Source organism: Microbulbifer aestuariivivens (assembly GCF_039545115.1).
In the GTDB taxonomy this organism is placed as follows: Bacteria; Pseudomonadota; Gammaproteobacteria; order Pseudomonadales; family Cellvibrionaceae; genus Microbulbifer; species Microbulbifer aestuariivivens.
In genome coordinates this window covers 1-25,838 of sequence record NZ_BAABRT010000011.1, presented here as the reverse complement: position 1 = coordinate 25,838, position 25,838 = coordinate 1, and the positions used below count along the sequence as shown (strand labels likewise).

The 25,838-nt window shown below is 59.2% G+C and carries 21 protein-coding genes; 16 read left to right on the top strand and 5 right to left on the bottom strand.

The window, feature by feature from the left end; translation table 11 throughout:
• From fkpB to ABEA58_RS08070, 8 genes are all read left to right on the top strand, one after another.
• The gene (fkpB, locus tag ABEA58_RS08105) at window positions 1-441 is read left to right on the top strand and encodes an FKBP-type peptidyl-prolyl cis-trans isomerase (RefSeq protein WP_345550448.1); all 441 of its coding nucleotides are present in this window, start codon (window positions 1-3) and stop codon (window positions 439-441) included.
• A gap of 101 nt (window positions 442-542) precedes the next feature.
• Window positions 543-1,475, top strand: a complete 933-nt coding sequence (gene ispH, locus ABEA58_RS08100; protein ID WP_345550446.1) for a 4-hydroxy-3-methylbut-2-enyl diphosphate reductase — start codon at window positions 543-545, stop codon at window positions 1,473-1,475.
• Between the two features lie 184 nt (window positions 1,476-1,659).
• Window positions 1,660-2,178 (top strand): GspH/FimT family pseudopilin, encoded by a 519-nt coding sequence (locus tag ABEA58_RS08095; protein ID WP_345550444.1) that lies wholly within the window; start codon window positions 1,660-1,662, stop codon window positions 2,176-2,178.
• A gap of 8 nt (window positions 2,179-2,186) precedes the next feature.
• On the top strand, window positions 2,187-2,717 hold the full coding sequence (gene pilV / locus ABEA58_RS08090) for a type IV pilus modification protein PilV (protein ID WP_345550442.1): 531 nt from the start codon (window positions 2,187-2,189) through the stop codon (window positions 2,715-2,717).
• Window positions 2,717-3,787, top strand: coding sequence for a PilW family protein (locus ABEA58_RS08085; protein ID WP_345550440.1), 1,071 nt, complete (start codon window positions 2,717-2,719; stop codon window positions 3,785-3,787). The genes pilV and ABEA58_RS08085 overlap by 1 nt, the downstream gene beginning before the upstream one ends.
• Complete coding sequence (locus tag ABEA58_RS08080; protein WP_345550438.1) at window positions 3,788-4,288, top strand: pilus assembly PilX family protein; 501 nt, start codon at window positions 3,788-3,790, stop codon at window positions 4,286-4,288. It abuts the gene before it with no gap.
• Between the two features lie 9 nt (window positions 4,289-4,297).
• Window positions 4,298-7,543 (top strand): PilC/PilY family type IV pilus protein, encoded by a 3,246-nt coding sequence (locus ABEA58_RS08075; RefSeq protein WP_345550436.1) that lies wholly within the window; start codon window positions 4,298-4,300, stop codon window positions 7,541-7,543.
• Between the two features lie 73 nt (window positions 7,544-7,616).
• On the top strand, window positions 7,617-8,081 hold the full coding sequence (locus ABEA58_RS08070; RefSeq protein WP_345550434.1) for a type IV pilin protein: 465 nt from the start codon (window positions 7,617-7,619) through the stop codon (window positions 8,079-8,081).
• 20 nt (window positions 8,082-8,101) lie between these two features.
• Here ABEA58_RS08070 and ABEA58_RS08065 read toward each other — a convergent pair whose 3' ends face one another.
• The 3 genes from ABEA58_RS08065 to ABEA58_RS08055 all read right to left on the bottom strand — a co-directional run bounded on the left by ABEA58_RS08065 (window position 8,102) and on the right by ABEA58_RS08055 (window position 11,972).
• The gene (locus ABEA58_RS08065; protein WP_345550432.1) at window positions 8,102-8,683 is read right to left on the bottom strand and encodes a GspH/FimT family pseudopilin; all 582 of its coding nucleotides are present in this window, start codon (window positions 8,681-8,683) and stop codon (window positions 8,102-8,104) included.
• Window positions 8,684-8,807: 124 nt separating this feature from the next.
• Entirely contained in the window at window positions 8,808-10,295 is a 1,488-nt protein-coding gene (locus ABEA58_RS08060) for a sigma-54-dependent transcriptional regulator (protein ID WP_345550430.1), read from the bottom strand.
• A gap of 78 nt (window positions 10,296-10,373) precedes the next feature.
• Window positions 10,374-11,972: a sensor histidine kinase gene (locus ABEA58_RS08055; RefSeq protein WP_345550429.1), complete on the bottom strand. Its 1,599-nt coding sequence runs from the start codon at window positions 11,970-11,972 to the stop codon at window positions 10,374-10,376.
• 97 nt (window positions 11,973-12,069) lie between these two features.
• Here ABEA58_RS08055 and ABEA58_RS08050 point away from each other — a divergent pair, with 97 nt between their 5' ends.
• Window positions 12,070-13,698: an NAD+ synthase gene (locus tag ABEA58_RS08050; RefSeq protein ID WP_345550427.1), complete on the top strand. Its 1,629-nt coding sequence runs from the start codon at window positions 12,070-12,072 to the stop codon at window positions 13,696-13,698.
• 104 nt (window positions 13,699-13,802) lie between these two features.
• Here the strand turns inward: ABEA58_RS08050 and ABEA58_RS08045 are convergent, their stop codons facing one another.
• Window positions 13,803-14,735, bottom strand: a complete 933-nt coding sequence (locus ABEA58_RS08045; protein WP_345550426.1) for an outer membrane protein assembly factor BamD — start codon at window positions 14,733-14,735, stop codon at window positions 13,803-13,805.
• Between the two features lie 129 nt (window positions 14,736-14,864).
• On the opposite strand from ABEA58_RS08045, the gene rluD reads away from it, so the two are divergent.
• From rluD to clpB, 3 genes are all read left to right on the top strand, one after another.
• A complete protein-coding gene (gene rluD, locus ABEA58_RS08040; protein WP_345550424.1) occupies window positions 14,865-15,821 on the top strand; it encodes a 23S rRNA pseudouridine(1911/1915/1917) synthase RluD in 957 nt (318 codons plus the stop codon).
• 190 nt (window positions 15,822-16,011) lie between these two features.
• The gene (gene pgeF / locus ABEA58_RS08035; protein ID WP_345550422.1) at window positions 16,012-16,776 is read left to right on the top strand and encodes a peptidoglycan editing factor PgeF; all 765 of its coding nucleotides are present in this window, start codon (window positions 16,012-16,014) and stop codon (window positions 16,774-16,776) included.
• A gap of 106 nt (window positions 16,777-16,882) precedes the next feature.
• Complete coding sequence (gene clpB / locus ABEA58_RS08030; protein ID WP_345550421.1) at window positions 16,883-19,495, top strand: ATP-dependent chaperone ClpB; 2,613 nt, start codon at window positions 16,883-16,885, stop codon at window positions 19,493-19,495.
• A gap of 182 nt (window positions 19,496-19,677) precedes the next feature.
• Here clpB and ABEA58_RS08025 read toward each other — a convergent pair whose 3' ends face one another.
• Window positions 19,678-20,190: a DUF4124 domain-containing protein gene (locus tag ABEA58_RS08025; RefSeq protein ID WP_345550419.1), complete on the bottom strand. Its 513-nt coding sequence runs from the start codon at window positions 20,188-20,190 to the stop codon at window positions 19,678-19,680.
• A gap of 512 nt (window positions 20,191-20,702) precedes the next feature.
• On the opposite strand from ABEA58_RS08025, the gene ABEA58_RS08020 reads away from it, so the two are divergent.
• From ABEA58_RS08020 to pssA, 4 genes are all read left to right on the top strand, one after another.
• Window positions 20,703-22,439, top strand: a complete 1,737-nt coding sequence (locus ABEA58_RS08020) for an acetolactate synthase 3 large subunit (protein WP_345550417.1) — start codon at window positions 20,703-20,705, stop codon at window positions 22,437-22,439.
• Window positions 22,440-22,451: 12 nt separating this feature from the next.
• Window positions 22,452-22,943 (top strand): acetolactate synthase small subunit, encoded by a 492-nt coding sequence (ilvN, locus tag ABEA58_RS08015; RefSeq protein WP_345550415.1) that lies wholly within the window; start codon window positions 22,452-22,454, stop codon window positions 22,941-22,943.
• 25 nt (window positions 22,944-22,968) lie between these two features.
• Window positions 22,969-23,994, top strand: a complete 1,026-nt coding sequence (gene ilvC / locus ABEA58_RS08010; protein WP_345550413.1) for a ketol-acid reductoisomerase — start codon at window positions 22,969-22,971, stop codon at window positions 23,992-23,994.
• A gap of 117 nt (window positions 23,995-24,111) precedes the next feature.
• The gene (pssA, locus tag ABEA58_RS08005; RefSeq protein ID WP_345550411.1) at window positions 24,112-24,960 is read left to right on the top strand and encodes a CDP-diacylglycerol--serine O-phosphatidyltransferase; all 849 of its coding nucleotides are present in this window, start codon (window positions 24,112-24,114) and stop codon (window positions 24,958-24,960) included.
• Window positions 24,961-25,838 lie beyond the last annotated feature (878 nt).

Genomic DNA, 25,838 nt, shown 5'->3' with positions numbered 1-25,838 from the left:
ATGAGCAACAACGTGATTGGTGAGCACAGCCGTGTCACCCTGCATTTCAGTCTCAAGCTGGACGACGGCAGTGAAGTGGACTCCACCTTCAAGGGCGACCCCGCCAGTTTCACCGTCGGCGACGGCAGTCTCCTGCCAGGCTTTGAGAAGGCCCTGTTCGGTCTCAAGGCCGGCGACGAGGCCGAGATCGAGATCCCGCCGGAGGCCGGCTTCGGCCAGCGCAACCCCGCCAACCTGCAGAAGGTGCGCCGGGATCACTTCAGCCCCGATATGGAGCTGGAGCCCGGACTTGTGGTTTCCTTTGATAACGGCAGCGGCGAACTGCCGGGCGTGATCCGCGAAATCGAAGATGACGAAGTGACGGTGGACTTCAACCATCCTCTGGCAGGGCAGACGCTGACCTTCCACGTCAAAATTATCGAGGTGGCCTCGGTCAACTGAGGGGCATTTTTGCCTCCCGAGTGGATGCCTGAACGAGGCTGTCTGGCCAAGATTGGCTGTGACAGGCTAAGAGAAGTAAGAGGCTAAGCGAATACAAGACTATGCAAATCCGACTGGCAAATCCCCGCGGCTTCTGCGCCGGTGTTGATCGCGCGATCGACATCGTCAATCGCGCCCTGGACGTATTCGGTGCACCCATCTACGTGCGTCATGAAGTGGTGCACAACAAGTTTGTGGTGGACAGCCTGCGCGAGCGCGGCGCGGTGTTTGTGGATGAACTGTCGGAAGTGCCGGACGATGTCATCGTGATTTTCAGTGCTCACGGTGTTTCCAAAGCCGTGCAGCGGCAAGCCGCCGCCCGCGGACTGCGGGTTTTCGATGCCACCTGCCCGCTGGTGACCAAGGTGCACCTGGAGGTGAGCAAGTACAGCGGCGACGGAAGCGAGTGCATACTGATTGGTCACGCCGGGCACCCCGAGGTGGAAGGCACCATGGGGCAGTACGACACCAGTGGCGGCGGTGCCATTTATCTGGTGGAAGACGAGGAGGATGTGGCCAGGCTGGTGGTGAAAGACGAGAACAACCTGTCTTTCGTCACCCAGACTACCCTCTCCATGGATGACACCGCCAAGGTGATCGACGCCCTGCGCACACGCTTTCCCGGTATCCGCGGCCCGCGCAAAGACGACATCTGCTACGCGACCCAGAACCGCCAGGATGCGGTGCGCCAACTGGCCCTGGAGAGCGATTTGGTGCTGGTGGTGGGCAGCCCCAACAGCTCCAACTCCAACCGCCTGCGGGAGCTGGCGGAGCGCTGTGGAGCCACCGCAAAACTGATCGACGGCGCGGCGGATATCGATCCCGCATGGCTGACCGACTGCGCGGCCATCGGCATCACCGCCGGCGCCTCCGCACCGGAAGTGCTGGTGCAGGAAGTGATCGACCGCCTGCAGCAGCTGGGTGCCGAGCCCCCCGCGGAAATGGCCGGGCGCGAGGAAAATGTCCGCTTCTCCCTGCCCAAAGAACTGCGCTAACTGTTCTGTGAGCTCTCGACACCTGCATCACCCGAGCCGACCGCTGGTCGGCTCTTATTCCCCGCCTATCGGTTACTCCCTTCTCCTGCGATCACAGAACTTCCACTCTGGCCACGAGCTGGTATAACTAGGCTTGGTCAGTACTCCCTAGCCGGAGTGCTTCAAATAATGACAAGGTTCCCTAATGACAATCTCAAAGCGTTCCATGGGTTTTACCCTGATTGAGCTGATGATCGTGGTGGCGATTCTTGCCATCGTCACGACTATCGGGGTGCCCTCATTCAATACCCTGATCAAGGATAACCGCCTGACCGCCGCCGCCAATGATCTTGTCGGTGCGTTGCAGTTTGCCCGCGCCGAAGCCGTGCGGCGCGGTCGCACTATTCAGGTGGGGAGTCTTGACGGGGGCGTTGCCAATGGCCTGCGGGTCTGGTTCGACGAAAACGGGAACGGTGAGCTCAATGAAGGGGAAGAGCTGCGTATTGTCCGCCTGGCCACGGCTTCAGGCCTTAAGGTCTCTGGCGAAGTGGATGGCAGCTCAGTGGCCGTTCTGAATATTGGTTATAGCCCACGAGGTGCTGTTAAAGGCGGCAGTATGAGAATCACCTTGTGCGATGATCGCTCTGGCAACCACGGCAAGCAACTCAGTCTGCTCGCGTCTGGGCTGCTGCGTTCCTCCTCGGGTATCGCATGCAGTAACTAGGATACGGAATGAATAATCCAGAGGCCAGTATGCAAAAGTCGGCGGGGGGCTTGAAAACAACGATGGCAACTATGAAGAGCCAGAAAGGCGCAACCATGATCGAGGTGCTGGTGACAATACTGGTGCTGTCCGTTGGTCTGCTGGGGCTTTCCGCTACACAGGTAATGAGCCTCAAAAATGCCAACAATTCTCACCACCGCTATATGGCAGTCTTGGCCGCACAGGAGATGGCCGAGCGTCTGCGGGGGAATTTCCTTGGTGTGCAAGACGGGCTGTATGACGACAAGAAGGTGGATGGTAGTGAGACCAAGGCCACCTGCAGGTCGATGTGTGGGCCACAACAGCTAGCCAGAGCGGATCTTTATGATTGGGGGCAGTTGATCAAGCAAAACCTGCCGGCTGGTGAGGGCGCGATCAGCCGGGATGAAGGCACTTTCACCCTGACGATGACCTGGAGCGAACAGCACACGGGTGAAAAGCGTGGTAGCGCTGCTGGCGGTACCGAGGAATCCCAGTTTGTGATGGTGGTGGAGCTCTGATGAAAAATTCTCTGGCTAAACAGCGCGGCCTGTCGCTGATCGAATTGATGATTGCCCTGCTGCTCAGCGCCCTGCTGCTGCTGGGGGTATTGCAGATCTTTGACAGCAACCGCAGTGCCATACAGATGCAGACGGCCTTTGCCCGTGTGCAGGAAAGTGGCCGTTTTGCTGTGGAGCAGCTTGCTGGGGACATCCGCATAGCGAGCTACTGGGGCTGCACAGCTGATCCGGCAAGCATCGAGAACCATTTGAGCACCATTCCTGCGAGCTCGCCGCTAAAAGGTCTTTACGAGGAGATCGGAACCAAAGGGGTTCAGGGCGGCGACAACAGCAGTGGCGAGAAAATCGGCGGGATTGACGTGTTGGATGGAACTGACACTCTGACGTTGCGTGGCGCCCAGGAAGCCTGTGTGGGACTTGGCCGTATTGCTTCCAGTGAGTCCGCAGGCTCATCCATGCAGTTGAGCGGGCAATGTGACCTCGAGCCCGGTGATGTGGTGCTGCTCTCCAGCTGTCAGGGGGCGGACCTCTTGAGCATCACCAATGTGCCCGGCAAAGGAGGCTGCAACAGTAACGGCAATAGCAATAGCAATACTGGCGATGACAAATTCACGGCCAACAAAGGCCAACAGTGCGAGTTCCCGAATGCGAGCGGCAACAACCTGAAGGATGACTACCCGGTGGACACCCGCATTCTAAAGCCTTTTGAGCGAACATACTTCCTTGCCAATAGCACAGTAACCGGCCGGCCATCCCTCTATTTGGCGGATACCGGCGCATCGCCCATGGAGTTGGTGTCAGGGGTGGATGATATGCAGATTCTTTACGGGCTCGATACCGACGACAATCAGGTGGTGGATATCTGGTCGTCCTCTGAAAACCTTGATGATGCAAAGATGAAAAATGTGTTGTCGGTAAGGGTGCAACTGTTGATCTCGAGTGATGGCAGTGTGCAGGCAGACGAGTTGATGGTGACGGACCTGGACGACGAAACAACTACCTATACCGATGGCAAGTTGCGCAAAGTCTATGTAACGACCACGAAAATTCGCAATCGGGGAAGTCTCTAAATGAACCACTCGGCAAGCAATTCCCTGGGGCAGCAGCGCGGTGCAGTGCTGATGGTCAGCCTGATCGTCCTGCTGGTTATCACCCTGATGGGTGTTTCGGCGGCGCGCACCGTGCTGCTGGAAGAGAAAATGACTTTCGCCTCACGGGACGCAAAGCTGGCACTGGAGGTTGCAGAATCCGCAGTCAAGGTCGCGGTAATGGAGATTTACGATATGGAAGATACCAGTGGCTTTGGGACCCAAGCCTACGGCCACCTGCACAACCCGGGGGAGGGCCCGGCCGACCTGCAGGATCCAGAAATCTGGGGTGTTGACGCTACTACGACCCAAACAAAAAGTGCGTCGTTCACTATGGCGGGTCATACCCTGCAGGGCCGTTACTACATCGAACTGGGCGATACGGTCGATGATGCCACTTTATTCCGTATCGTCGCCCAGGGGCGCGGCCTTTCCGATACCACTGCCCGTACCCTCATCGTCCATTACAAGAAAAAGTTCTAGGTAATAACAATGAATAATAAGCTGCTGAAGAAAATGGCGCCGAAGCCGCTGCTGTTGGGGCTGCTGGGTTTTGGAATCACCCTTTCAACTTGTGTCAGCGCACAAGAAGCAGAAGAAGTTTTTTTTGCAGAACCCCTGGCCTTATCCAATACCCCTCTGCAGGCTACCGGCCGGATCGAACCCAATCTAATGATCCTGATCGATAATTCTGGCTCCATGGACGAAAAGTTGGCGTCGGGAGAAAAACGGATGAAAGTGGCTCAGGACGCAGCCAAAGAGGTGATCGACGGATTGAGCGGGATGCGTGTGGGGTTGGCGCAGTTCGATAACAGATCCCCCTATGACCGTGGCGGGCAAATCTTACAGGGACTGACAAGCCTTTCCGAGCCCAATGCCCGGGATAACTTGAAAAGTAAAATCGATAACATCGAGCCTGAGACTTGGACTCCGCTGGGCAAAGCTATGGGTATGTTGGGTCGTTACTTTGTCGAGGGTTATGAGGGCAAGAAGGTGACGATCCATCCTGGGCATGCCACAAAAGAGGAGCGCGTAAATGCAGGGAGTGTATTGCCTCTGAAGCCATACTATGGGAGTGTGGCAGAGCCTACGAGCTCTAGCCCGGTGATTCAGCAGTATTGTCAATCGAATTTTATTATTGCCATGACCGATGGTGAGCCTGCACACGATAAGTCAGTCAGTACCTATATCGATAATTATGATCTGGATGGAAATAGCGACGATGAGGATGCCCTGGATGATATTGCCAAGGCTCTCTACGAGATCGACTGGCGTCCGGACCTAGAAGACCCGGACAACCCGAATCACAAGAATAATATTATCAGCCACTTTATTGGTTTTGCTGACAAGAAACTTAAGGATAACCAGCTGTTGAAAGACGCCGGTGCGCAGGGCGGTGGCAGCTACCAGTTCGCAGAGAATGCCGAGGAGCTGGCTCAGTCGCTGAACTTGGCGGTTAACAGTATCACCAGTTCAATTGGTTCCCAGTCCTCGGTTTCCTTTAGTTCCACCAGTCTGAAAGAACAGAAGGTCATTTATATGGCCAAGTTTGATACTTCAGATTTCAGTGGCCAGCTCTATGCAAAAAGCCTGGACCTGATGACTGGAGTTGTTGCAGAGGATGAAGAAGCGTTTTGGGAGGCGTCTGAGCAACTGGCCGGGGAAACATCGGATTCGCGGGAAATTATCACCTATCTTAACGGCAAGGGGGTTCCCTTTACTGTCACTGGCTTGACCCCTGTCTCTGAAAAAAACAACAACAAGAAGAAGAAGAAGAAGAAGAAGGACGACAAGGATGAGGGCGATGCGGAAGATACGGCCCAAGCGCAAGACCTGATGATGCTCGATACAGATGGGGAGCCCGATGAGCTCTGGGTAGAGCGTCTTGAATATATCCGCGGCAGTACCGCTTATGACAATCTGGATGAGGACGACGATGAATACGAGGGCGATTTTCGCCGCCGCAGCCGGATTTCCTCATCGAACGGCGTTATGGGCAGTAAATTACTGGGGGATATAGTCCACTCGACGCCCATCTATGTGGGCAAGCCGGATGAAGACTGGCCGAGCAGGTGGGGCGGTAATCAGTCGGCAGATTTTTACCAGCAGTACAAGAGAGACAACGTCAACCGCAATCCCATGGTATATGTGGGAGCCAACGATGGCATGTTGCATGGGTTCCGTGCGGATACCGGCGAAGAGGTGTTTGCCTATGTCCCTTCCCTGGTGCTGGATACCAGTCGTTACAAGGGGCTGCATTCCTTTACTCACAAAGATTACCCGCATAATTACTATGTGGACCTGACCCCTACCGTGTCTGATATTTATATTGATCCCGCCGGAGGGAGTCAGCAGCAGTGGATGACTGTCCTGGTGGGTGGCCTGCGCGGTGGTGGCAAGGGTTATTTCGCCCTGGATATTTCCGCTGCTGGTACAACGGAAAAAACGGATAATGGTATAAGAACCACGCCGGACCGTTTTGATGAAGCCTTTGCCGATGAAATGGTCCTGTGGGAGTTTGATGGCGCAGCTGACGCGGCTAACCTCGGTTATTCCTATTCAGAGGTCGAAATTGCCAAGCTCAATAATGGCAAATGGGCGGCGATATTCGGCAATGGTTACAATAGCGACAACGGTGTTGCCGGGCTCTTCATCGTTTACATCGAGGAGGGTGCCGACGGTTCCTGGGATGTCAACGACTATAAATTTATCAGCACGGGGCGCGGTCAGTTGGATTCCCGCAAGAACGGCCTGTCCGCCCCGGCATTGCTCGATATGGATGGGGATCACATTGTTGACCGGGTCTATGCCGGTGACCTGATGGGCAATATGTGGTCTTTTGATCTGTCCGCGAAAACGGATAACCAATGGGGCATCTACGGCAACAAGCCGCTTTTTAGCGCTGGAGATGAGGCCGGCATGCGCCATGTATCAATTCTTTCCGCGCCGGCTATTGCTAAGAATAATGGCAAGGGTGCCGGTGCCGGTGCCGGTGCCAATGTGCTCGTGCTGTTTGGTACCGGTCAATATCTCAATAATGGCGATCTCACGGATGAAAACCCCGGCGCTTTCTACGCGGTGCTGGATGACGGTTCCACGATGCTGGGCAATTCCATTGTCGCGGCGGATTTGGCTGAAAGAATGTTCACTGAAGATGATCTAATGGCGCCAACGGAGTTTTCCGTTGACAGCAGAGTTCGTCAGATCGACGCACAAAGTACCGAGGTGGACTGGGAGATCCACAAAGGCTGGAGGTTAGCTTTGACGCGCGGCGAGATCAGCGATACTGGTTTTGCCGGAGAGCGCGTGGTTACTGAACCGAGTGTGGGCTTCGACGATGTTGCGAGGAGCTACACGGTATTCTTCAGCACTATCATCCCCAACCCGCAGCCCTGCGCTTCCAGTGGTACAGGTTACATTATGAGCCTTGACGTACTTAGCGGTGGGGCCCCCTCCCTCGTGTCCGATTTCAACAATGATGGTGAAGTCGATTCCCATGATAAGGGATACATCGGAGAGCAGTTTGTGGCCTGTGCCGGGTACTGCTTAGAAGGTAAAGGCAAAAGCGAAGATCCCGGAATGCCGGGGAAGTCTGCCTTTATTGAAAACCGGCGCTGTACTCCAGGGAGCGCCGGCGTTGTCATCTGCGATGAAGTTATACCCTTGGAGGATGAGGGCCCTGGGTGGATGCTTATGCGCAAGGGCATCATGTCCTGGGAGGAGGTCTCCCCTAGATAACAACCGCGATACCTGATCCTGTTTAAGAGGGCTGTATCTGTGGAACCCTCAAGCGAAAAGCATGGTGGCTAAGATGATAAAGAAACAGCGTGGTTTTACCCTGATTGAATTGATGATCGTAGTGGCGATCATTGCGATTCTTGCTGCGGTGGCATTGCCTAACTATCAGAAATATGTGAAATCCTCCAAACGGGCGGATGCGCAGGGTGCCTTGATGGGCCTTGCGCAGGCGATGGAGCGGCATTACACACAGAGAGGCAGCTACTTTGGTGCCGCCAAAGATGGAGATGATGATGGCGCACCGGGGATTTTCCCCTCCCAGTCGCCGCTCGATGGCAACAACAAGAGCTACGACTTGACGATGGATGTCAGCGATGCTGGGGACACCTACGAGCTTTTTGCCACGCCTATCAACGGCGGGACCCAGGAAAATGATGGCCAATTGCGACTCAGCTCCAGCGGAGAGCGAGGCTGGGACCGGGATAATGATGGGGAGTATGCAGACAACGAGCTCTGCTGGAGCAATAGCTGTAACTGATCATCCTTTACTGACTGAAATTAACCGTTGTCACGGCAGTCCAGATCCTCGCCGCTGCCGTTTTCCACCATGCCGTCGCCGTTGGTGTCCCTGCCATAATAGGGGCGCCCGGCGCCGTTCAGCACGATAATCCAGCTGAATTCATTATCGCCATCCGGCGGGCAGTAACTGAAGTTGCCACTCTGAGAGAGGGTTAATCCACTCGGCCGGTACTGCAGGTAGGATTTGTTGCCCCAGCTTCTCCAGTTAAGCGACGAACCTTCCGGCAGTGCTTCCATGATCCGCTCAATTTTCTCGTCGCTGTCTCTGCTGCCGCTGCCGTCCGCGTCCCTGAAGAGAAGAGCGCTCTTGCTCCAGTCTCTGGTGCAGGTTTGGCCATCCGCGCTGCCACACAGTGTATAAATTGCGCCCTCAGAATAAGCCTTGCCCCGGGCCAGCGCGATCAGCTCGAAAAGGTGCTGCCTTTGAATTTCGGCCCGGTAGCGCTTTACCAGATTGGACATGGGCGGCGTGGCAACTGAAATGATGATCGAGAGGATGGTAATCGCAATCATCAGTTCGATCAGGGTAAACCCCCGGCAGCTTTTACCAGCTTTCTCCATAATGACGCTCTCCTTCCCTGAGAGAGCATCAGCATAAATAATCCGGCACAAAAGCCAATCACACGCGCTTACAGTACGCTCGTGTCAGGTCTGTATCAGACCCGTACGGGTCATTCCTCAGTCCTCAGTCCTCAAGCCCGAGCTTTTTCAGGCGGTAGCGCAGTGAGCGAAAACTGATCCCCAGTTTCTGTGCGGCGGCGGTGCGGTTCCAGCGGGTTTCCTGCAGAGTGTTTTCGATGGCCTGCCGCTCGATATGCTCCAGATAGTCGTCCAGTGAACTGTAGTGGCCGCTATCGTAATGGGCGCGGCTCTGGTCCAGGGAGGCGAGGGCGTTTGAGGCGTGCGTGGAGCCTGCCACAGTGCTTGCGGGCGCAGCGGCTAAAGATGCCGCAGAGGAAGTCTCAGCGGGTGCGGGGGAGGGGGCCTGCGGTTGCGCTGGAGGGGGGGGCGCTGCGGGGGTGGCGTCCTGTTCCAGATTCAGGTCGGCCTCGCGGATGACGCCATCCTCGCACAGGGTAAAAGCGCGCTCGAGGATATTTTCCAGCTGGCGTACATTGCCGGGGAACTTGTAGCGCTGCAGGGCGCCGAGCGCCGCGGGGGCAAGGTCGGGCACTGGGATACCCGCGGCGCGGGCGATGCGCCGCAGGATGGTGTCGGCCAGAAGCGGTATGTCCGCGGCCCGTTCACGCAGCGGCGGCACCGCGATTTCTATCACATTGATGCGGTAGTAGAGGTCGTTGCGAAAGCGGCCTGCGACCACTTCCTGTGCCAGATCTTTGTGGGTTGCGCAAAGTATCCGCACATCAACGGGAATTTCCTCCGAGCCGCCAATAGGACGCACGGCTTTTTCCTGAATGGTGCGCAGCAGTTTGACCTGCATGGCTAGCGGCAGATCGGCCACCTCGTCCAGGAACAGGGTGCCGCCCGCGGCACTCTGGAAGAGCCCCGGCTTGTCCCGGTGCGCGCCGGTGAAGCTGCCCTTCTTGTGGCCAAAGAATTCACTCTCCATCAGTTCGGCGGGGATGGCGCCGCAGTTGACCGCCACGAACGGCTGTTCGGCCCTGGCGCCGCGCAGGTGGATGGAGCGGGCTGCCAGTTCCTTGCCGGAACCGGATTCACCACTGATATAAATGGGGGCGTCGCTGCGCGCCACTTTGGCGATCTGCTCGCGCAGCCTGTGCATTGCTGGCGCCTCGCCCAGCAGCAGCTGTGGTGCCGATGAGGCACTGCGATCGTCCCGCTCGCGATTCAGGCGCAGAGCCAGCTGCACCAGAGTGCGCAGCCGCTCCAGGTCAACCGGTTTACTGACGAAGTCGAAAGCGCCGAGCTTCAGTGCGCCGATGGCGGTGTCGGTATTGCCATGGGCGGTGATGACGGCAACCGGCAGCTGTCCGTCCAGCTCCCGCTGGATCAGCTCCACCAGCTCCAGCCCATTCCCGTCGGGCAGGCGCATATCGGTCAGGCAGAAGTGATAAGTGTGTTCCGCCAGCAGGTGGCGGGCAGCGGCGAGATTGGCCGCGGTGTGGCAGTGCACATCCATGCGCCGCAGGGTCAGGGTCAGGAGTTCACAGATGTCCGGTTCGTCATCGACGACCAGGGCCAGTGGTTGCATGGTTCCGCTTACTCTTAACTTTTGGCTACTTAGGGGCCGGATTATGACAGAGATTTGGGTGACATGGTAAGTAACCGCTTACTGCGCGAGGTTTTCCGGTGGCGCGAATTCAGCCCGGAAACAGCTGCGCTCACTGCGGTCGCGGCAGTGGTAGAGATTGATCTGGTTGGCCCCCGCGAGTTCCCGCGCGATGTAGAGGCCGAGACCACTGCCGCCCTGGCCGGTGGTGAAAAATGGCTCGAAGATCTGCTCCAGGTGTTCCGCGGGGATGCCCGCTCCCAGGTCGCTGATGTCGAGCACCGGGCAATCGGTTTTGGGGTGCCGGTAGACCTCGATGCCCACCCAGCGGCGCCCGCTGCTGAGCTTTGAATAGTGCAGGGCGTTGTTGCACAGGTTGGTGGCAATCTGGCCCAGCTGGTGACTGTCGAAGTGCGCCTGGATTTCGCCCGAGGGCAGGTCGAGTTCGATGATGGTGTCGCCGGGGGCTCCGGCGCGGAAATCCACCACAAACTGCTCGGCCCATATGGCGAGATCCTGCAGGCGCGGCTCCGCCGGCTGGCGCCGGGACAGCTGCATGACATTTTCCACAATCTGGTTCACCCGCACGCTGTGGCGGCAGATGATATCCACCAGGTGGCGGTCCTCGGCCCCCAGATTGGGGGACTCTGACAGCAGCTGTGCGGCATGGCTGATGGCACCGAGGGGGTTGCGTATCTCATGGGCGATGGAGCCGGTCAGGTGGCCGAGGGAGGCAAGCTTGAGCTTTTGTGCGGCCTCGGTGAGCTTGCGGCTGTCCTCCACGAACAGCAGGGTGCTGTCGCCGCGCTCCCGCGGCAGGTTGCTGAGCTTCAGGCGCAATTCGCCGCCGTTGTCAGCCGGCAGCAGGGGGCTGTTGCGGGTGGGGTCCCGCCGCCACTCCCGCACCAGCTGGCCCAGCTCGCTGGCGCCGCTTTCCCCGCTGTGCAGCTTGTCCCCCAGCAGTTGCTGGGCGGAGCGGTTGACCAGCTCTGTTTTGTTGGCCGGGTCCAGCACCAGTACGCCGGTGCGCATCCTCTCCACAATCTGTTGCGCCAGGCGCTGCAGGTGCGCGGCCTGGCGGCTCTGCTGGTCGGCGCGCTGGGTGGCGGCACTGATGCGCCCGGAAAGGTATTGCAGGGCACTGACGGTGACAAAAATCAGGATGCCGAGGCTGCCGGCGGAAACAATGTCCTGGGTGTTCGATGTTCCGCTCAGCAGGCCGTATACCTGCTGGCCGATGATCGCGATGCTGGCCACGGCGGCAAAGAAGGCGCTCAATCGCCGGACCAGCAGCATGGAGCCCACTGAGCAGTTGATCAGCAGCAGGTAGCCGAGCCCGGAGTTCAGGCCGCCGCTGGCGGCGATCAGGATCAGGAAGGTGACGATGTCGCAGCCGAGAATCAGCCCGACCTGACTGACGCTGGTGCGGAAATGGTTGTGGCGCAAATAGAACAGCCAGCCCACATTCAGCATGCAGTAGGCGCTGACCGTTTTGATGTAAATAGCCGGCGCACTGTTGCCGGCGGTGCCGAGACCGAACTCCGAGTTGAAGATACCCAGCAGGATCAGCGCGATGACGACCCGGTAATAGCCGTAGATCCGCAACAGCTCATGGTGTTGCTGGTAGAGACCACTGGCACTCGTCGTTGAACTGCTCACTGCGGGGTTCCGGAATCTTTTGTCGTTATTGAGGCGGCCGGTGCTGCAGTGTCCGGCTCGCGGTACAATTGCGGTCTGTATGGACCGAGGTGAGAAGATGTCTACTTTGCAGCTAGTGCTGGCACAAATCAATTCCCTGGTGGGAGATATCCCCGGCAATACCGAGCGGGTGATCGACACCGCCCGCGAGGCGCGACGGCAGCACGGAGCTGACCTAGTGGTCTTCCCGGAGTTGACCCTCTGCGGTTACCCGCCGGAGGACCTGTTGCTGAGGCCCAGCATGCAGCGGCGTATCGATGCCGCACTGGAGCAGCTGAAAGCGGCGGCGCTGCCCTGCTCGGTACTGATCGGTTATCCCAAGGTGGTGGCCGGGCAGCTGTTCAATATGGCCGGCCTGCTGGTGGACGGTGAGCTGGTGGCCGAGTACGCCAAGCAAAAGCTGCCGAACTATCAGGTCTTCGACGAGTTGCGTTATTTCGCTCCCGGGGACAAACCCTGCGTGGTGGATATCCATGGCATTCCCACCGCGATCACCATTTGTGAAGACATCTGGCATCCCCAGCCCGTGGCCCAGGCAGCGGCGGCAGGGGCGAAACTGATGCTGAATATCAATGCCTCTCCCTTCCATCGCGGCAAGTCTCGGGAGCGCCTTGAGCTTCTTGGCGAGCAGGCCCGGGCCGGCAACATGCCCATTATCTACACCAACTGGGTGGGCGGTCAGGATGAGCTGGTATTCGATGGTGGCTCCTTTGCGGTGGATAGTCAGGGCACCCTGGCTGTTCGGGCCCCGGAGTTTACCGAAAAGCTCTTGCCGCTGACGGTTGAGGAGGCGGGCGGCGTGGTGGCCTTGCGCCCCGGTGAGACTGCCCCGGCGCAGCAGGACCTGGCCTCGGTCTACCAGGCGCTGGTGCTGGGCGTGCGGGATTATGTCAACAAAAATGGCTTCAGCGGAGTGGTGCTGGGGCTGTCCGGCGGCATCGATTCGGCCCTGACCCTGGCCATCGCGGTGGATGCGCTGGGCAGCGAGCGGGTTGAAGCGGTGATGATGCCCTTCCGCTATACCTCCGAGTTGAGTCGCAATGATGCCGCCGATCAGGCGCAGCGCCTCGGCGTGCACTACCGGGTGATCAGTATCGAGCCGATCTTCGATAGTTTTATGGCGGCACTGGCCAGCGAGTTCGAGGGCACCGCGCGGGACACCACCGAGGAAAACCTGCAGGCCCGCTCCCGTGGCGTGCTGCTGATGGCGATCTCCAACAAAAAGGGTTCGATGGTATTGACCACCGGCAACAAGAGCGAGATGGCCGTGGGCTATGCCACTCTCTACGGCGATATGGTGGGCGGCTTTAACGCACTGAAGGATGTGCCCAAGACCCTGGTCTTTGCTCTCGCCCGCTACCGCAACACCCTGTCCGAGGTGATTCCGGAAACGGTCATCACACGCCCCCCCAGCGCGGAGCTGGCTCCGGATCAGGTGGATTCCGACAGCCTGCCGGACTACGACGAGCTGGACCGGATTCTGGAGCTTTACGTGGATCAGGACATGAGTGCGGCCGCGATCATCGCCGAGGGCTTTGCGCGCGAGGTGGTTGAGCGGGTGGTGCGGCTGGTGGATCGCAATGAGTACAAGCGGCGCCAGTCGGCGGTGGGTGTGCGGATTTCCCGGCGCGGCTTTGGTCGCGACCGCCGCTACCCCATCACCAACGGCTGGAAGGCCGGCGAGTGAATGCGCGTGGGTGATGCCCCTGAAACGGGGTGAAACAAAAACGGCGCCAAAGGCGCCGTTTTTTATCGCGAAACTGTAATTGCGGCAATTGCCGCTGCCGGCAATTACATCAGTTCCGGCGGCAGCGGGGTCTCCTCGCGCCGGTACTCCACATTGTACTGCTCGCGGCTGTCGAAGCCGCGCGGGTCGGACTTCTCGAACAGGCCCAGTGTCAGCCGGTGCACGATATTGCGGCCACTGGCGCCTTTGTAATAGTTGTAATTAAAGCCGCCGTTACTGTTGAGCGCGGGGTGATCCGGGTAGTTGGCCTTCAGCACCTGCAGGGAGTTGGCCTCCAGTGTCGGCATTTCCAGCAGGTGGTAGCCCTGTACCATCACCGCCAGGGCGTCAGGCACCGCCGGGGTCTGCTGGAAGTTTTCCAGCACATAGCGGCCGCGGTTGGTGGCCGCCAGGTAAGCGCCGCGCTTGAAGTAATAGTTGGCCACGTGAATTTCATAGCGCGCCAACAGGTTGCGCAGGTGAATCATGCGCTTCTGCGCATCCGGCGCGTAGCGGCTGTCGGGGTAGCGCGCCATCAGCTGGGAAAAGTAGGCGAAAGATTCCCGCGCGGAACCGGGGTCGCGACGTGTCATGTCGGTGGGCAGGAAGCGTTCAAACAGGCCGCTGCCCTCGGTGAACGACGCCAGCCCCTTCATGTAATAGGCGTAATCCACGTTGCGGTGCTGGGGGTGCAGGCGAATAAACCGGTCCGCGGACGCGATGGCGGCATCATTTTCGTAGTTGCGGTAGTAGGCGTAGATGAGTTCCAGCTGGGCCTGCTCGGCGTAACTGCCGAAGGGGAAGTTGTCTTCCAGGGCGCGCAGATTCTTGATGGCCAGGTCCCACTGGCTGGAGCGCAGCTGGCGCTGGGCAGCCTCGTAGAAGGCCTGTTCGGTGCGGCTGCCGGAGGGCAGATCTTCTTCTTTCTCTTCGGTACTGGCGCAGGCGACCACAATTGCGGACATCACCACCAACAACAGGGTTTTCCAGGCCTGCATAGTGCCTCGCTCTATCATTATTGCTCTCTACCTTATTAAACTACACGCCATCTGTTCATTTCGCGGCGGCCCGACATTTAACCACAGTCGCGGACCTGCCCAAAGTTTTCGTGCCCGCAGAACCCGAGTATGACCGACAAGATACATGTGGACATCCTAGTACCTGCTCACCTGGCCGGTCAGCGTTTTGACCAGGTAGCAGCGGAATTAATTCCCGACTATTCCCGCGCCCGCCTGCAGGGCTGGATCAAAAGCGGTGAGCTGACGGTGGACGGGCGCAAAGGTAAACCGAAAGACAAGCTGTTTGGCGGTGAACGGCTGGGACTTCGCGCCGCGCTGCAGGCTCAGGGGGAGTGGCTCGCAGAAGACCTCTCGCTGGAAGTGGTGTTTGAGGACGAGAGCCTGTTGGTGATCAACAAGCCCGCTGGCCTGGTAGTGCACCCGGCGGCCGGCAATCCCGACGGCACACTGCTGAATGGGCTCCTGTATCACTGCCCGGCCCTGGAGAATATTCCCCGCGCCGGCATCGTGCATCGGCTCGACAAGGACACCAGTGGCCTGATGGTGGTGGCCAAGACACTGCCGGCGCAGGTCAACCTCGTCAACCAGCTGAAGGCGCGCAGCGTCCGTCGCCTTTACGATGCGGTGGCCCAGGGGGCGATGACGGCCGGTGGCACGGTGGATGCTCCCATAGGTCGCCACCGCCAGAATCGGTTGAAGATGGCGGTGCTGCCGGCAGGTGCCGCAGGCGCCAAAGAGGCGGTCACCCACTACCGGGTGGTGGAGCGCTTTGCCGCCCACACCTTGCTGCGCTGTCAGCTGGAAACCGGTCGCACCCACCAGATCCGTGTGCACATGGCGCATATTCACCACCCGCTGGTGGGTGATCCGCTCTACAGCGGCCGCGGCCGGCTGCCCGCCGGCGCTTCAGCGGAACTGTTGCAGGCGCTGACGTCTTTCCCGCGCCAGGCATTGCACGCTGCCGAGCTGTCGCTGCAGCATCCGCTCAGCAATGAGACGCTGCACTGGAGCGCCGACCTGCCGGAAGATATGCTGAACCTGCTGGACAGCTTGCGCGCCGGCTAATCGCCCGCCGCCCGCCGCTTGCAGCTTGTCGATTAACCAGCGCGCAATCGCGACACCGGTGTCGCCGCCAGTGCGGTGCGTTGAGTCTGTGTATGCGGCACTGCCTGCGCAGTGTTGTTCAGCGGGGGCGCAGGCACCTTCATTCCGATGCCGGGCGCCTGTTCCGAATATTGATATATCAGGAGAGAGCATGGCCCTCGACCACTACCTATTTCCGGACTGGCCTGCCCCCACGGCGGTAAGGGCGGCGGTTACCCTGCGCAGCGGCGGTCACAGCGAGGGCCCCTACGCCTCATTCAACCTGGGCAGCCATGTCGGGGACAGCGAGGCTGCGGTCATGGCCAACCGCGCGCAGCTAGAGCGGGAACTGCAGTTGCCCTGCGCGCCACAGTGGCTGGAGCAGATTCACAGCGACAAGGTGGTGGCGGCGGGCAGCGACGGCATTGTCCGCACCGCCGATGCCAGTTATGCCACCGGCCCCGGGGTGGTCTGTGCGGTACTGACCGCCGACTGTCTGCCGCTACTGCTGTGCGACCGCGAGGGCTCGCGTGTGGCGGCTGTGCATGCGGGCTGGCGCGGCCTCGCCGCTGGAGTGGTGCGCAATACCGTCGCAGCCCTCGACTGCCAGCCGGAAAACCTGCTGGCGTGGCTGGGTCCGGCCATTGGCCCCGACGTTTTTGAAACCGGCGTCGATGTGCTGGAGGCCTTTTTTGAAAACGCGCAGAGCGCCGCGCACACGGAGCAGATGGCGCAGTGTTTTCGTCCCCATAGCCGCAAACCACTGCATTTTCTCGCCGATATTTACGCACTGGCGCGGGCCGAGTTGCAGGCCCTGGGTGTTGGCGCAGTTTATGGCGGTGACCGCTGTACGGTGAATGACGCTGAAAACTTTTATTCCTATCGTCGCGATAAAACCACTGGCCGCATGGCTTCGCTGATCTGGTTGCGGCCCTAGCCTCCAAAGCCCACACATCGCGTGTTGAAAAAGCCTCAACCGACCGCACATTGATTACTAGACTCTAAAGCTGTGCTGTCGCAATAAATCGTAAGAGGATTTTTCCGTGCGCATAGACCGTATGACCAACCCGCTCCAAGCCGCGATTGCCGATGCGCAGTCGATCGCCGTCGGCCGCGACCACAACCAGATTTATCCGGAACACCTGCTGCAGGCGCTGTTGAATCAGAACAACGGCAGTGTGCCCGCGTTTCTCTCCCAGGCCGGTTTCAACCTCAATGGCTTGCGCAACGATCTGGCCAAGCGCCTGGATGCGTTGCCCACCATCAGCTCGCCCACCGGCGATGTGGGAATGTCACAGGAGCTGGTGCGCCTGTTTAACCTCGCCGATAAAAAGGCCCAGCAAAATGGCGATTCCTTTATCGCCAGTGAGACGGTGCTGTTGGCCGCGTTCGACTCGGCGGCCGGCGAGGTGTCTAAAATCCTGCGTGCCAACGGGGACGTGCAGCATCTCGAAGCCGCCATTAAAAAAGTGCGCGGCAGTGAAAAGGTCAACGACCCGGCTGCCGAGGACGCGCGTCAGGCTCTGGATAAATACACCCTGGACCTGACCGAGCGCGCGGTGGCGGGCAAGCTGGACCCGGTGATCGGGCGCGATGATGAAATCCGCCGCACGATCCAGGTATTGCAGCGCCGTACCAAAAACAATCCGGTGCTGATCGGTGAGCCCGGCGTCGGTAAAACCGCCATCGCGGAGGGACTCGCCCAGCGCATCGTCAATGGCGAAGTGCCGGAGGGCCTGAAGGACAAGCGCCTGCTGTCTCTGGATCTCGGTGCGCTGCTCGCCGGTGCCAAATTCCGTGGCGAATTTGAGGAGCGCCTGAAGGCGGTGCTGAACGAGCTCTCGAAGCAGGAGGGGCGCATCATCCTGTTTATCGACGAGCTGCACACCATGGTCGGCGCCGGCAAGGCGGAAGGCGCAATGGACGCGGGCAATATGCTGAAACCCGCCCTGGCCCGCGGTGAACTGCACTGTGTGGGCGCCACCACTCTGGACGAATACCGCAAGTACATCGAGAAAGATGCGGCGCTGGAGCGTCGTTTCCAGAAGGTATTGGTGGACGAACCCACGGAGGAGGACACCATCGCCATCCTGCGGGGGCTGAAGGAGCGCTATGAGGTTCACCACGGGGTGGACATTACCGACTCGGCCATTATCGCCGCCACCCGTTTGTCCCAGCGCTACATCACCGATCGCCAGTTGCCTGACAAGGCCATCGACCTGATCGATGAGGCGGCCAGCCGTATTCGTATGGAAATCGATTCCAAGCCGGAGTCGATGGACAAGCTGGAGCGCCGCCTGATCCAGCTCAAGATCGAGCGCGAGGCGGTCAAGAAGGACAAGGATGACGAGGCGGCACAGAAGCGGCTGGTCAAGCTGGAAGAGGATATCAACCAGATTGAAAAGGAATACGCCGATCTGGAAGAAGTCTGGAAGGCGGAAAAGGCCCAGTTGGCCGGCAGCCACGATATCAAGGAGAAACTCGAGCAGGCCAAGCTGGACATGGAGGCGGCGCGCCGCGCTGGTGACCTGACCCGCATGTCCGAGCTGCAGTACGGGGTTATCCCGCAGCTGGAGCAGCAGCTGCAGGCCGCCTCCAGCGCGGATAGCGAAACGTCGGAAGAGCCGCGCCTGCTGCGCAACCGTGTCACCGATGAGGAGGTGGCGGAGGTGGTCTCCCGCTGGACCGGTATCCCGATATCGAAAATGCTGGAAGGCGAGCGGGAAAAACTGCTGCGCATGGAGGATGCGCTGCACCACCGGGTAATCGGCCAGGATGAGGCGGTCAGCGCGGTGTCCAATGCGGTGCGCCGCTCCCGTGCCGGCCTCGCCGACCCCAACCGGCCCAATGGTTCCTTCCTGTTCCTCGGCCCCACGGGGGTGGGCAAGACCGAGTTGTGCAAGGCATTGGCGCAGTTCCTGTTCGACACCGAAGACGCCATGGTGCGCATCGACATGTCGGAGTTTATGGAGAAGCACTCCGTTGCCCGCCTGATCGGCGCGCCCCCCGGCTATGTGGGTTACGAAGAGGGCGGCTACCTGACCGAGTTGGTGCGCCGCAAGCCCTATTCGGTCATCCTGATGGACGAGGTGGAGAAGGCGCATCCGGATGTGTTCAATATCCTCCTGCAGGTGCTGGAGGACGGGCGTCTAACCGATGGCCAGGGGCGCACGGTTGATTTCCGCAATACCGTGGTGGTGATGACATCCAATCTGGGCTCGGACCTGATCCAGAAATATGCCAGCGCCAAGGAGGAGGACGAACTCGATAGCGAAATCCGCTATCGGCAGATGAAGAGCGCGGTGATGGAGGTAGTGGGCGATCACTTCCGGCCGGAGTTTATCAACCGAATCGACGAGGTGGTGGTGTTCCATCCCCTGGGGCGGGAGCAGGTGCGGGAGATTGCCGAGATTCAGCTGGATTATCTGCGCCGGCGCCTGGGCGACCGGGAGTTAAAGCTGGACGTTTCGCCGGAGCTGCTCGCCAAGCTGTCGGAGGTGGGCTTCGACCCGGTCTACGGCGCGCGCCCGCTCAAACGCGCTATCCAGATGTGGCTGGAAAACCCGCTGGCTCAGGAGGTGCTGGCGGGCAAGTTCGCCCCGGGCGATACCATCCATGCCAATGTCGAGGGTGACAAGGCGGTCTTCACTAAGTGAGCCTGTGGGGCGGCGGTTTTCTGCCGCCGCTCCTTTCGCACCCCTTCCTTTTCTCTCTGTTTCGACCCGCTCTCTCACTATTCCCGAGCCCGCGCAAGGAGCTTTTTAGGGGGCGATAGTCGATTTAATCGCCGGCTTGCTTAACTGCCGGCTTAGCTAATCGTCGTCTTGCAATTGTCTTCTTAGCAATTGTCGGCGATGGCCTTTCTGGCGTTGGCGATGCGCGCCTGCCGCTCATCCTCGGGCACCACGCGCTGGTTGCCGTCAGCGCCGACTTCGCGTACCCGATTGCGGCTGGTCAGCGACTCCAGGTTGGAGCGGGCCATGCGGCAGCGCTGCGCCTTCAGCGCTTTCTCGGCCTTGGCGAGCTGCTCCGCCTCCTCCTGCGCCTTTTTTTGTGCCTGCTGCTGTGCGTCCTGTTGCTGCGCTGCCGTGTCCGTCGCTTTTGCCTCGTCCCCGGGCTGCTTGTCTCCCTGCAGTGAGGCCTGAGTCGCCATCTGCTCGGACTCCCATTGACGGTAACGCTCGGACTTGGGCTTGCGCACCACTTCTACCTGCTTTTCCGCCTGGGGAGGTTGAGCCCCGAAGTGCACTACGCCATCTTCGTCTACCCACTTATAGATGCCGTCCGCTTGCGCGACCAGTGCCAGGGTGAAGGTGGTTACGGTTGCAATCATCGCTAGTGCAGAGCGCATGGAGAGCCTCGGTTTATGGGTCTTATATGGGGTGGATGTCTGCGCCCATTGTACAGACCACCGACAGCTTGCCTACCACCCCTTTCAACACTTTTTCACCGATGGATTTTCGCGGATAGAGGGCGCAGTCCTCTCGCAGGTTGACAGTGCGCGCAGAGTTTGGACAATCAGTGCCCTCCTCGACAAGCAGAGACCGCCGCACACCCGCGGTTTGGCTGCCTTACCGGCGACCTTGGCCTCTGCCACCACCGGGCCACCCGCCCGCCACCATCCGTCGAGATGGCCCTCCTCATCCCGGAGGCCTGATGGTTCACAGCGGGTTTTTCCCGATGTGGACCGGCGCACTTTGTCGAGCGATGACGTTATCCTAAAAGTTGCCCGGAAAGTGCGTTTCAGGCTGATATTTGTCACAAATTTCCTTTACAATCGCCGCTGGCATCCTCGTCAGGCGGTGATTTTCAGTCTTTTGAGTGATGGATATCCTAACTTTCGTTAAGATTTAGGGGGCTCCCGTGGAATTACTCTCCGGCGGCGATATGTTGGTTCGCGCGCTGCAGGATGAAGGGGTAGATCTGATCTTCGGCTACCCTGGTGGGTCGGCGCTGCACATTTACGACGCCATCTTTCGGCAAAAGAAAATCAAGCATGTTCTGGTGCGCCATGAGCAGGGCGCCACGCACGCGGCGGACGGCTATGCCCGTTCGACCGGTAAGGTGGGCGTGGTGCTGGTGACTTCGGGCCCCGGCGCCACCAATGCCATTACCGGCATCGCTACCGCGTATATGGACTCCATTCCCATGGTGGTGATCTCGGGCCAGGTGCCCAGAGACAAAATCGGTGAGGACGCTTTCCAGGAAACCGACATGGTGGGCTGCTCTCGCCCCATCGTGAAGCACAGTTTCCTGGTCAAGCATGCCGAAGACATTCCCGCGGTGGTCAAGAAGGCGTTCTATATAGCCAGTACCGGCCGCCCCGGCCCGGTGGTCATTGATATTCCCAAGGATGTCACCAATCCGGCGGACCGCTTTCCTTATCGGTTCCCGGAGAAGCTGCGCATGCGATCCTATACGCCGGCGGGCAAGGGGCATACCGGGCAGATTCGCAAGGCCATGGCGCTGCTGCTGTCGGCCAAGCGCCCGGTCATCTATGCCGGCGGCGGGGTGGTGCAGGGCGATGGTTCCGAGCTGTTGACCGAACTGGCTCAGCGCCTCAATTTCCCGGTTACCAATACCCTGATGGGCCTCGGCGCCTATCCGGGCACGGATCGTCGTTTCCTCGGCATGCTGGGTATGCACGGCACCTTCGAGGCCAATACGGCCATGCATCACGCGGATGTGATTCTGGCGGTTGGTGCGCGCTTCGATGATCGGGTGACCAACACACCGGGCAAGTTCTGTCCCGGGGCCAAGATCATCCATATCGATGTGGATCCGGCTTCTATCTCCAAGACCATTGTTGCCGACGTGCCCATCGTCGGTACCGTCAAGTCGGTGCTCGGCGATATGGTCGAGATGCTGAAAAGCAGTGACGAGCAGCCGGACCAGTCGGCCATCACCGACTGGTGGCGGCAGATCGATGACTGGCGCGAGCGGCACGGTATTTATACCGCGCCCCGCTATCGCACCGGTGGCGATATGCTGATGCCGCAGGAGGTGATCCGCGCGGTGCACGAGATCACCGAGGGCGATGCGTTCGTCACCTCGGATGTTGGCCAGCACCAGATGTTTACGGCCCAGTACTACCTGTTCGACAAGCCCCGTCGCTGGATCAATTCCGGTGGTCTCGGCACCATGGGGTTCGGCTTGCCGGCGGCGCTGGGGGTGAAAATCGCCCATCCCGACACCGAGGTGGTGTGTGTGACCGGTGAAGGCAGTATCCAGATGTGTATTCAGGAGTTGTCCACCGCGACCCAGTACCACCTGCCGGTGAAAATCCTCTGCCTGAACAATCAGGCTCTGGGTATGGTCAAGCAGTGGCAGGAGATGCAGTACGAAGGTCGCCTGTCCCACAGCGTGTACGAGGAGTCACTGCCGGACTTCGTCAAACTGGCCGAGGCCTATGGCCATCTTGGCATGAAGATCGAGCACCGCGACGATCTGTATGGCAAGCTGCGCGAAGCGTTCGCGATCAAGGATCGCACCGTCTTCATCGATGTTTACGTGGATCCGTCTGAGCACGTTTATCCCATGCAGGTGATGCCGAACGGCTCCATGCGGGATATGTGGTTGAGCAAGACGGAGCGGACCTAGGGAATCATCGAGATGCGCAGAATAGTTTCAGTATTGATGGAGAATGAACCCGGGGCGCTGTCGCGGGTTGTAGGCCTTTTTTCCCAGCGGGGTTACAACATCGAAAGCCTGACCGTGGCTCCGACCGAGGATTCCACGCTGTCGCGGCTGACGCTGGTGACCATTGGCGACGACCACAAGATCGAGCAGGTGACCAAAAACCTGAACAAACTGATCGACGTGGTGAAGCTTGTGGACCTCACCGAGGGTTCCCACATCGAGCGCGAGCTGCTGCTGGTCAAGGTGCGGGCTACCGGCGCCCAGCGCGATGAGGTGAAGCGCAGTGTCGACATCTTCCGCGGCCAGATCGTGGATGTCACCAGCAACATGTATACGGTGCAGGTGGCGGGAACCAGCGAAAAGCTCGATGCTTTCCTGCAGGCCCTGGGGGAGCACACCATCATGGAGGTGGTGCGCTCCGGTGTCTCGGGGATCGCCCGGGGCGAAAAAGTTTTGAGTGTTTGAATTGTTAAGAAACAGGAACAGAAGAATGCAAGTTTATTACGACAAAGATTGCGACCAGTCCTTAATTCAGCAGAAGACCGTTGCCATCATTGGCTACGGCTCCCAGGGCCACGCGCACGCCAACAACCTGAAAGATTCCGGTGTCGAGAATGTTGTGGTGGGTCTGCGCAAGGGCTCCAGCTCCTGGGCCAAGGCCGAAAAGGCCGGTCTGCGGGTGGCGGAAGTGGCCGATGCGGTTAAGGATGCAGACGTTGTCATGATTCTGGCCCCGGACGAGTACCAGGCGGCTATTTACCGTGAGCAGGTAGCGCCCAACCTCAAAGCCGGTGCCGCCCTGGCGTTTGCCCACGGTTTCAATGTGCACTTCGAGCTGATCGAGCCGCCCAAGGATGTGGATGTCATCATGATCGCGCCCAAGGGTCCGGGTCACACCGTGCGCTCAACTTACCTCGAGGGGGGCGGTGTTCCGACCCTGATCGCGATTTATCAGGACGCTTCCGGCAAGGCCAAAGAGTTGGCTCTGTCTTACGCTTCCGCCAACGGTGGTGGCCGCTCCGGTATTATCGAGACCAACTTCCGCGAAGAAACCGAGACCGACCTGTTTGGTGAGCAGGCGGTACTGTGCGGCGGCGTTTCTGCGCTGGTCACCGCGGGTTTCGAAACCCTGGTGGAAGCCGGTTATGCGCCGGAAATGGCCTACTTTGAGTGTCTGCATGAGCTGAAGCTGATCGTAGACCTGATGTACCAGGGCGGCATTGCCGATATGCGCTACTCTATCTCCAATACTGCCGAGTACGGGGATTACGTGACTGGTCCGCGTATCGTCACCGAGGAAACCAAGGCGGAAATGAAGCGTGTTCTGAAGGACATTCAGGCCGGTCGCTTCGCCAAGGACTTCATGCTCGAATCGCTGGCAGGTCAGCCGCGTCTCAAGGCCGAGCGTCGCATCGGTGCCGAGCACGAGATCGAGCAGGTGGGCGCAAAACTGCGTGCGATGATGCCCTGGATCAAGGCCAACAAGATCATCGACAAGACCGAGGGCAACAGCTAACGCTGGCGCTCTAAGGGAAAAGCGGCGGGGGAGACCCCGCCGCTTTTTTTTGGGCTGTGCCCCGGCGTGGTCTTCGCTGTACACTCGCCGGTTGCGCAATGCACTAACGGAGAAGCTATGAGCGATAACGGGGAAGATAAGAAGAGCCTGGGTGAGGGTGCGGGACCGGGTGCCGCTGACGAGATTCGACTGCCCGTTGATGAGCATATCGAAGAAGAGCTCTCAGCCAACGGCGGCAAGGTGCGCGCGCGCGGCGTCTATCTGTTGCCAAACCTGATTACTACCGGCGCCCTGTTCAGTGGTTTCTATGCCATCGTCGCTGGCATGGGTGGCAACTTTGAGGCGGCTGCTATCGCGATCTTTGCCGCTATGATCCTCGACGGTCTGGACGGCCGTGTGGCCAGGCTGACGGATACCCAGAGCGCCTTCGGTGTGCAGTACGACTCCCTCTCCGACATGGTGTCTTTTGGCTTGGCGCCGGCACTGGTGGTGTTCAGTTGGGCGCTGGGGCCGCTGGGGAAATTCGGCTGGGCGGCGGCGTTTCTTTACGCAGCCTGCGCCGCGCTGCGTCTTGCGCGCTTCAATACCCAGGTGGATACCGTCGACAAAGGTATTTTCATCGGCCTTGCAAGCCCTACCGCTGCCGCGATTGTCGCCAGCATGGTCTGGGCTGGCCACAATGCGGACGTGGGCTTGGGGTTGGCCATCGTAGCCGCTCTGGTGACGGCCGCTGCCGGCCTGCTAATGGTTTCGAACTTCCGCTATACCAGCTTTAAGACGCTGGACGTGAAGGGGCGGGTGCCGTTTGTCATGATGTTGGCGGTGATCCTCGCCTTTAGTCTCGTGACTATTGATCCGCCACGAGTACTCTTAGGGCTGGCGGTCATCTACACCCTTTCCGGCCCTGCCCTATGGCTGTGGCGTGTCCGCCGTGCAGGCGGTACAGAGTCGGAGCTGCATAAATAGCGTTTGCGCACTGGTGACCCTCGGGTAGTGATACTAGAGTTAGGAAGGTTGCGCAGCGATAGCTCTATGGCGGCAGTGCAGGTATGTGTCGGGGATGTGTCGGGGATGTGTCTCGGTATCCCGTGGGGTGGTGAGCCGCCTAGCAGGCCCTCACCTCGATGCCGCTTGATGCCAGAAGCCCCCTGGTGAAAAAGAGAGGATACGCGACGAAAATCACTTGCGCCGGGGTTCGCTTGTCCGTATAGTTCGCGCCCTCGCTGCTTGAGAAGTGGTGAGGAGGCGGTTCCAAGTGATTGATTTTCTTAAGAAATTTTCTTCACGAAAGAGCTTGCCAAGGTCGAAGAGGCCGCTATAATGCGCGCCACTTCGAAGGAGTCCCAACCGGCTCCGCCAGGTCTCCCGCGAGGCCATTTCATGCTGCTGAGCGGCGTGAATCAGTATCGGAAGGCGCGTCTTGTGGAGTCGCCTCCGGCACTGAAAAAAGCCTCAAAAAAGGCTTGTCGCGGAGAGGTGGCTCGCTATAATGCGCGCCCCTCACGAGCTACCGGAAGCGGTGGTTCGGGGTTTCGGAAAGCTCTTTAGGTAGAGTGCTCCGAAAGCCAAAAAGGCTGCAAGAAAGCACTTGCTTCAGCAGTTCGGATGTGTAGAATACGCGTCCCGCAGTTAGAGCCTAGCGCTCAACTGAGTTGTTTAAAAAATCGATCAAGCAATGCGTGTGGGTGCTTACGGAGCGATGAATCGATACACCTGGCTTCGGTCAGGAAATGATTTATCGGAAGTAAGTAACTCGACAATTCAAATCGAATTACGTTTTATTCCGAGCAAGACTTAAGTCTGGTGGGAAGCTTAGCTTCCGTGAGCACCGGGCGACTCTTTAA

Coding starts and splice junctions, on each gene's coding strand:
- fkpB (WP_345550448.1), top strand. CDS start 1: ATGAGCAACAACGTGATTGGTGAGCACAGCCGTGTCACCCTGCATTTC.
- ispH (WP_345550446.1), top strand. CDS start 543: ATGCAAATCCGACTGGCAAATCCCCGCGGCTTCTGCGCCGGTGTTGAT.
- ABEA58_RS08095 (WP_345550444.1), top strand. CDS start 1,660: ATGACAATCTCAAAGCGTTCCATGGGTTTTACCCTGATTGAGCTGATG.
- pilV (WP_345550442.1), top strand. CDS start 2,187: ATGAATAATCCAGAGGCCAGTATGCAAAAGTCGGCGGGGGGCTTGAAA.
- ABEA58_RS08085 (WP_345550440.1), top strand. CDS start 2,717: ATGAAAAATTCTCTGGCTAAACAGCGCGGCCTGTCGCTGATCGAATTG.
- ABEA58_RS08080 (WP_345550438.1), top strand. CDS start 3,788: ATGAACCACTCGGCAAGCAATTCCCTGGGGCAGCAGCGCGGTGCAGTG.
- ABEA58_RS08075 (WP_345550436.1), top strand. CDS start 4,298: ATGAATAATAAGCTGCTGAAGAAAATGGCGCCGAAGCCGCTGCTGTTG.
- ABEA58_RS08070 (WP_345550434.1), top strand. CDS start 7,617: ATGATAAAGAAACAGCGTGGTTTTACCCTGATTGAATTGATGATCGTA.
- ABEA58_RS08065 (WP_345550432.1), bottom strand. CDS start 8,683: ATGGAGAAAGCTGGTAAAAGCTGCCGGGGGTTTACCCTGATCGAACTG.
- ABEA58_RS08060 (WP_345550430.1), bottom strand. CDS start 10,295: ATGCAACCACTGGCCCTGGTCGTCGATGACGAACCGGACATCTGTGAA.
- ABEA58_RS08050 (WP_345550427.1), top strand. CDS start 12,070: ATGTCTACTTTGCAGCTAGTGCTGGCACAAATCAATTCCCTGGTGGGA.
- ABEA58_RS08045 (WP_345550426.1), bottom strand. CDS start 14,735: ATGCAGGCCTGGAAAACCCTGTTGTTGGTGGTGATGTCCGCAATTGTG.
- rluD (WP_345550424.1), top strand. CDS start 14,865: ATGACCGACAAGATACATGTGGACATCCTAGTACCTGCTCACCTGGCC.
- pgeF (WP_345550422.1), top strand. CDS start 16,012: ATGGCCCTCGACCACTACCTATTTCCGGACTGGCCTGCCCCCACGGCG.
- ABEA58_RS08025 (WP_345550419.1), bottom strand. CDS start 20,190: ATGCGCTCTGCACTAGCGATGATTGCAACCGTAACCACCTTCACCCTG.
- ilvN (WP_345550415.1), top strand. CDS start 22,452: ATGCGCAGAATAGTTTCAGTATTGATGGAGAATGAACCCGGGGCGCTG.
- ilvC (WP_345550413.1), top strand. CDS start 22,969: ATGCAAGTTTATTACGACAAAGATTGCGACCAGTCCTTAATTCAGCAG.
- pssA (WP_345550411.1), top strand. CDS start 24,112: ATGAGCGATAACGGGGAAGATAAGAAGAGCCTGGGTGAGGGTGCGGGA.